General features: G+C 58.2%; 7 protein-coding genes. All 7 read left to right on the top strand.

The genetic code is table 11. The annotated features are described in order from the left end of the window. On the top strand, positions 1 to 771 hold a 771-nt coding region (locus EN906_RS37325; protein ID WP_164777232.1), incomplete at its 5' end, for a hypothetical protein. Continuing rightward, entirely contained in the window at positions 764 to 1,540 is a 777-nt protein-coding gene (locus EN906_RS18740) for a class I SAM-dependent methyltransferase (protein WP_164748853.1), read from the top strand. The genes EN906_RS37325 and EN906_RS18740, both read left to right, overlap by 8 nt. Before the next feature lie 5 nt (positions 1,541 to 1,545). Then, positions 1,546 to 2,355: a methyltransferase domain-containing protein gene (locus tag EN906_RS18735; protein ID WP_127270449.1), complete on the top strand. Its 810-nt coding sequence runs from the start codon at positions 1,546 to 1,548 to the stop codon at positions 2,353 to 2,355. Positions 2,356 to 2,367: 12 nt separating this feature from the next. Next, positions 2,368 to 3,489 carry a glycosyltransferase gene (locus EN906_RS18730; RefSeq protein ID WP_127269564.1) on the top strand — a complete coding sequence of 374 codons (1,122 nt, stop codon included), beginning with the start codon at positions 2,368 to 2,370 and terminating at the stop codon, positions 3,487 to 3,489. Beyond that, entirely contained in the window at positions 3,486 to 4,628 is a 1,143-nt protein-coding gene (locus tag EN906_RS18725) for a glycosyltransferase family 4 protein (protein WP_127269563.1), read from the top strand. The genes EN906_RS18730 and EN906_RS18725 overlap by 4 nt, the downstream gene beginning before the upstream one ends. Before the next feature lie 56 nt (positions 4,629 to 4,684). Next, entirely contained in the window at positions 4,685 to 5,119 is a 435-nt protein-coding gene (locus EN906_RS18720) for a hypothetical protein (protein ID WP_127269562.1), read from the top strand. 767 nt (positions 5,120 to 5,886) lie between these two features. Then, the gene (locus EN906_RS18715; protein WP_236382855.1) at positions 5,887 to 6,213 is read left to right on the top strand and encodes a hypothetical protein; all 327 of its coding nucleotides are present in this window, start codon (positions 5,887 to 5,889) and stop codon (positions 6,211 to 6,213) included. Positions 6,214 to 6,368: the final 155 nt, after the last annotated feature.

Raw genomic sequence — 6,368 nt, 5'->3', positions numbered from 1 at the left:
CTTGCAGCCTTTTCGCTCAGCTATTTCGTCGGAGCGCTGATTTCATTTGCCTTCCTGGGACCTATGAATCTGAGACGGCCTGGCTTTTCCTATCTTGCCGGGTCTCTGGTCACAGGCTGGGGATTTGTGTTGAGCAATCTGGCCGAGAGCGGCGTGTTTGTCGGCATTCGATACATTGTTTTGTTGCTTGGCTCCGAGACCCATCTCGGTGTCTTCTCGTTTTGCGTCGATCTTTCACAACGGTCCGTCGGCTTCTTCATGAATGCGGCCAGCTTCGTATTTGTGCCAAGGGCGTTTCTCAGTGCCGCAAATGGAAACGTCAGGCAGTTTCGGCGCGGACTGTTCGAGGGAGCGGCCATCGCACTCATTTTTGCGACCGTGGCCGCGGCCGGAATAGTTGGCCTGTTTTTCTCGGGCCATGCATCCGGATGGCTGGGGAAGTCTTTTGATCCTGTGGTGTTCGGGATCGTTTCTTGTGCTGTTCTGGTCAACAGGACGAAAAAAGTGATCATCGATCCGTTTGCGCTTCGGTCGAGCAAAGCGATGACGTTGACCTATTCCTACGCGATAGGGGCGTTGGCTTGCTGTTGTCTGGCGGCATTGGGCCTTTGGTGGCGGGTGCCTCTTGGCAGTGAAATGGCATTTTTGTTCGGATATGTCGTTGCCGCTGGCTGTTCCTTTTTCGCATTGAGGAATGTGATTGCAGATCAAGGGCCTGGTGCGAAACAGCGCACCGTTTTGATGGTCGGTCCGGATGCCAGAAATGAATGAGAAGAAAGCATTCTACGACGAGAAAAACAGGCGCATCGTCCATGTCGGCACGGTGGCTGATGACGACTATTGGGATTCTCACTGGGCCGAAGGGATTGTCTTGAGGCCGGATCGCTTTGTCGTTGAAACCACCAAGCGATACCTGACCGGATCGGCCAAGATCCTGGACGCTGGATGTGGCTTGGCCAATACGGTCCATGGCCTCGACCAGGCAGGCTTTTCCGCCTACGGGATCGACTTCGCGCAGAAGACCGTGGGGATGGTGAATCGTGCCGCGCCCCATTTGCAAGTGACCGTGGGGGATGTTCGAGCAACGGGCTTCGCGGACGAATTCTTCGATGGGGTGTGGTCTCTGGGGGTGATCGAGCACTTCTTCGACGGTTACGATGAGATCGCATTGGAGATGAAGCGCATCATCCGGTCAGGAGGAGTTGCCTTCGTGACAGTGCCGAGCATTTCTCCTCTCCGACGGCTGAAGATCAGAATGGGTCTCTATCCCAGGTTTCCAGGTGAACAGGCCGGATTTTACCAGTTCGTTCTTGAGCCGTCTTCGATTGTTTCCAGTTTCGAACAGCACGGCTTCAAGCTTCTGGAATCACAGCCGAGGGGAGGCTTCAAGGGGCTGAAGGACGAGACATTTTTCTCCAAGCCGATGCAGGCCTGGTACGACAGCAAGAATGGAATCCTGAGAGGCTTGCGTGCTGCTGTGGACCGGTTGCTCGGCCCATTTTCGCATCATACGCGGCTCTACGTCTTCCACAGGATATAGCGCGGATGTCAAATCCGAGTGGGCGCAGATCGCCAAACGAAACCGGTGGTGAAGCAGTGTCGATATGGCGAAAGTTTGTTCGCACGAATGTGGCCATTTCCGAGTTCCTGGACAGTGCTCTGCCGCGGCGCCTTCGCATCGACGGCAACCGGACCTTTGCGACGGAGATAGCACCTCCCTTACTTACCTCAAACGCACGGGTTTACGATCTTGGCGGGGGTGCCAGGCCGTTCGTCAGTCTTTCGGAGAAGCGGCGCCTGGGGCTTTTTGTCGTTGGGCTCGACCTCGACGCGGAAGAGTTGTCGAAAGCGCCACGCGGAATATACGACGAGGAGATTGAAGCGGACCTTACCTCGTTTAGGGGGAGGGGCGATGCCGACGTCGTCATTTGCCAGGCAACGCTCGAGCACGTCCGTGATGGCGAGGGCGCCCTGCGCGGCATTGCCAGTTGCGTGAAACCGGGAGGCATGGTTGCCATTTTCTCGCCCTCGCGCAACGCCGTTTTTGCCAGATTGAATCGGGTCCTGCCGGAGGGGATGAAGCGACGGCTGCTTTTTGCGATCTATCCTGAAAAGGGCATGGGTCATGACGGGTTTCCGGCCTTCTACGACAAGTGCTTGCCCAGTGACGTCGAAACAATCGCAAAACGGAACGACCTGGAACTTATCGAGCGCCGTCTGTTCTGGAAAAGCTCCTACTTCTATTTTTTCGTGCCGGCCTTTCTTGCCTGGCGCATCTGGTTAGGCGTTTCCGCCCTGTTCCTCCGCAAGGATGCCGCTGAAACCTACGCCTATGTCTTTCGGCGAAAACAGTGAGTTCCCGCGGCCATGAAAAGGAAGCTCGCGCTGATCGCCATTCCGCTCGACAGAAGAGGCGGTGCCGAAACCGTCCTGAAACTTGTTGCGCGCGCACTCGCGAGGCGACCCGACTGGGACGTCGAAATCGGCTTCTTGGGTAGCCAGGCGGCGGGCGAGGCCGCTGGATCACACCAGGACGGAATTCGGTGCAGCTACGGCTTTGGCGGCGGCAAGGCCATGAGCGAGTTTTTGCTCGCCCCGCGGCTGATCCGGCGTCGGTACGATTTGGTGTTCTCGAGCCACGCACGGGTAAACTCGTTTCTGGCTGCCGCCCGAAGCGTTGGACTTCTCCGCAGCCATAGGCTGGTCGCCCGCGAGTCCACGGTACTTCTGGATCGCTTCAAGGGTCCTCGCGCGCTCGCTTACAAGGCGCTCTATGCTGCCTATGGCAGCCAGGACATGATAGTCGCGCAAACGAGCTATATGAATGAACGCCTGCGTGACGTATTGCCCCGGCGAGCAATCGCCAAGCTGTGTACTTTGCCCAACCCGGTCGACGAAGATCTCATCGTCAAAATGTCCATGGAAGCATTGTCCGGGCACGACGCCGAGATACTTTCCCGCCGTCCGCAGATAGTCTGGTGCGGCCGGCTGATTGATGTGAAGCGTCCGACGATCGCGGTTGATGTGCTGGCCGAAGTCAGACGAAGGACCGGCGAGGATTATGAGCTGACCATGGTTGGCTCTGGCCCCATGGAAGCGGAGTTGAGAGCCCGCGCCGGCAAGCTTGATCTGGCCTCGCGACTAAATCTGCTCGGCCAGAGAGACAACCCGTTTCCGCTGTTTCGCGCAGCGCGTGCCGGCATGCTCACGTCGGCGACGGAGGGATTTCCCAACGTCCTTCTGGAAATGATGGCTTGCCGGATTCCCGGCATCGTCACCACCCCCTGTGCGGGAGATCTGGACATGCTGTCGGGCCTGGAGATTTCAGCCGGCTTTGGCGCGTCGGAAATTGCGGAAGCACTGCTGAAGATCATTCAAGGCGGTGATCGGTCGGCCTTGTACGGAAAGACCTTGTCGGAAAGATCGCCGGATCGGTTTGCGGATATGCTGTTGAGAGCGCCGTCGTCATATCCGGGTGGGCAGCGATGACGGCCGTTGCTCGCAACAAGATAGTCGTCTCGATAAACACATCCTGGAATGTCGTCAATTTTCGCAAGGGACTGATCGAGGCGCTGCGGAGCCGCGGCTATGACGTGGTCGTCGTCGCGCCGAGAGACGAGTATTCTCCGCTGATTGCGGCCATGGGCTGCCGCTATGTCGAACTCGACATGGACAATTCCGGCACGTCACCGTCGCGGGATTTGGTCCTTCTGTGGCGCTACTGGCGTCTCTTGCGGCGCGAGAGACCGCTGGTGTTTGTCGGCTTCACGATCAAGCCCAATGTGTTCGGCTCCATCGCGGCCAATCTGAACGGCATTCCCGTCATCAACAACATTTCGGGATTGGGGACAGCGTTCGTTCGCGGTGGTCTGCTGCTCAGGATTGCCAAGGCTTTGTACCGGGTGGCATTGGCCCGTTCCAAAATGGTTTTCTTCCAGAATGACGATGACCGGATGCTGTTCGTCGACGAACGCCTGGTTCGCAAGGATCGAACCGCGCTTTTGCCTGGCTCCGGCATCGACCTCGCGCGTTTTGCCCCTTCGCCCGAAGCGCGCACCGGGTCTGGCGCCATCATCTTTCTTCTCGTGGCCCGGCTTCTCTGGGACAAGGGTGTCGGCGAGTTCATCACGGCGGCCCGTCGGGTTTGCCGTGAGGTGCCCGGAGTGCGTTTCCAGCTACTCGGCTTTCTTGATGTCGAAAACCGGACTGCGGTCAGCCGCGAACACGTGGAAAAATGGGTTGGCGAGGGATTGGTCGAATATCTCGGCTCCACCGACGATGTGCGGCCTTTCATGCGTGGCGCCGATTGTGTCGTGTTGCCCTCCTACAGGGAGGGAACGCCGCGCTCGCTGCTCGAGGCGGCTGCGATGGGCAAGCCGCTGATCGCAACCGACGTGCCAGGATGCAGGGAAGTGGTGGACCACGCGGTCAATGGCTTCCTATGCAAGGTGAGGGACTCTGATGACCTTGCGAGCAAGATGGTCGAGTTTGCGCGGCTGGACGACTCGTCCAGGGACAGGATGGGGGCCCAGAGCAGAAACAAGGTCGAGCGGCAGTTTTCGGAAACGATCGTCATCGAGAAGTACATGCAGCAGATAGAAAGACTGAGCGCCCTTGCGACGAAATGAGCGGACCGGGCCCACCGGTCGGATGGAGGATGGTTTTGTCAGTCAGGAACATAGCGTTGCTTGCCGTCGTGGCTGTTTTGTTTGGTGTTGGCTTTCTGGGCATCATCGTGATGCAGAGGGGCGGCCCGTCCCCCGCGAAGCCGGTAGCCGAGCTCAAGCCGTTTGAAGGCAAGCTCTCCATTCCATCGGTCGATGATCTGCGTGTCGGCGGTCGCAAGATCCTGCTGTGCGGGGCGGCGTTTTCCAGGCCTCAGGCCATGCGCCTCCTGGTGACGGAAGCGGCGCGCCGAGACTACCAGGGGCTCGTCCTGGCCTGCAAACCTGTCGGTTCCGGAACACCTTGCGACGGCAAGATCGCTTCCAGGGTTGGCGATACCCTTGTTGTGCAGTGCCTGACGGCTGAGGGGGAAGATTTGGCCACCATACTTACGCAGGGCGGAATTCTCTGCGGCCAGCCGGTTCAGGCCGGCGCAACGTACAAACCTTGCTGAGCAGGTCGCCAGTACAGACCGGAGGCTCTTGCGGCGAAGTGAGTGGGTCTTGTTCTCAAGCTGGCCGGCGCCCGCATTTGGGTATTTATGGGTCCTTTATTGGGTATGCCGGTTCTTGATCGAGGTGGGGGCATGGAGCCAGATCTCTATGGCCGATAGATGAGAAATGGGTAGCCGAGCCGGCCACCTACCCCGTTGGCCGCGATTGGTATCGAGCCGATCTCGAATTACATGCTGTCAGCACGACCAATGGTCGAAATCGCGCGGCTGCCATCAAGGAGTATCTACCGAAAAATGTATCGATAATTCAATATATTAGGTGGCTGGCGAAAGGTTTGGCGCGCTCAGCTTGGTCAAAGCTTATCGAGCCAGTCACCGCGGAAAGGAGAGCTCAAATTTTTGCCCGATGGTAAGAAACCTGTGACAGGTAGTCGAAAACTATTAATGCGATCTGGCTAAAGTACTGTGCTTGGACAGACACGCGTCAGCTTAAATCGCCTCGCGCGCGCGAAACAGGTTGGAATTGTGGCCAAAAACTGGTACGCGCTGATGCAATGCCTTTGACTGGGTGCGTCTGAAGTGGTGCAGCAAGAAGGGATCGAAGACTGATGAGCCTTGTGGTTAAAACTGCGCTTGCCGTATTTGTCGTGTCAATCGGGTTTGGTTCAGCTTCATCGTTTGCCCAGGATGCTTCGTGCAGCTGCGCGACACCCTATCAAGGTTCGGCAAACCCGATCGGATCCATCCGTTCCGCCACCGGTGATGTGATGGTGTCGCAGACGGCGGGCTATGGCGCTGCCAAGGTTGGAAGCGCGCTCGATTTCGGCAGCCGTGTGGTGGTTGGCGCCAACGGCGCGGCCTCCGTTCTGGTCGGCGGCTGCAATCTGGAGGTTTCGGCCAATTCGAGCCTCGACGTTTCCCGCCTTGGCAACAACATTTGCCTCAAGCTTGTCGGCTCTGAGCAGACGGCTGCTATTCAGCCCTCCGGCGGCGGCGCCGGGTTCGGTCCGCCGGAGGCGATTTTCGCCGGGGCGCTTCTGACGTCTGGCGTGCTCGCGGCGACGCAGGATGACGACAACGGCGTCAGCCGCTGACGAAGATATGGCGGCATCGGCCGCTGTAGAGAAAGGTCTGGATAGGCGGGCTGGCTGGGTTATTGGGTTTGTTAACCATATTGTTCTATTGCTTGGGGCGGGGGGGGGCGTAATTTTTACCAACAGGGGGAGTTTCAGGGTTTTGCGGGGGAAAA

Origin of the sequence: Mesorhizobium sp. M7A.F.Ca.CA.004.06.1.1 (assembly GCF_003999135.1) — a bacterium.
Lineage (GTDB): Bacteria > Pseudomonadota > Alphaproteobacteria > Rhizobiales > Rhizobiaceae > Mesorhizobium.
The sequence above is the reverse complement of the archived record's forward strand: the minus strand, read 5'-3'. Positions and strand labels throughout refer to the sequence as shown.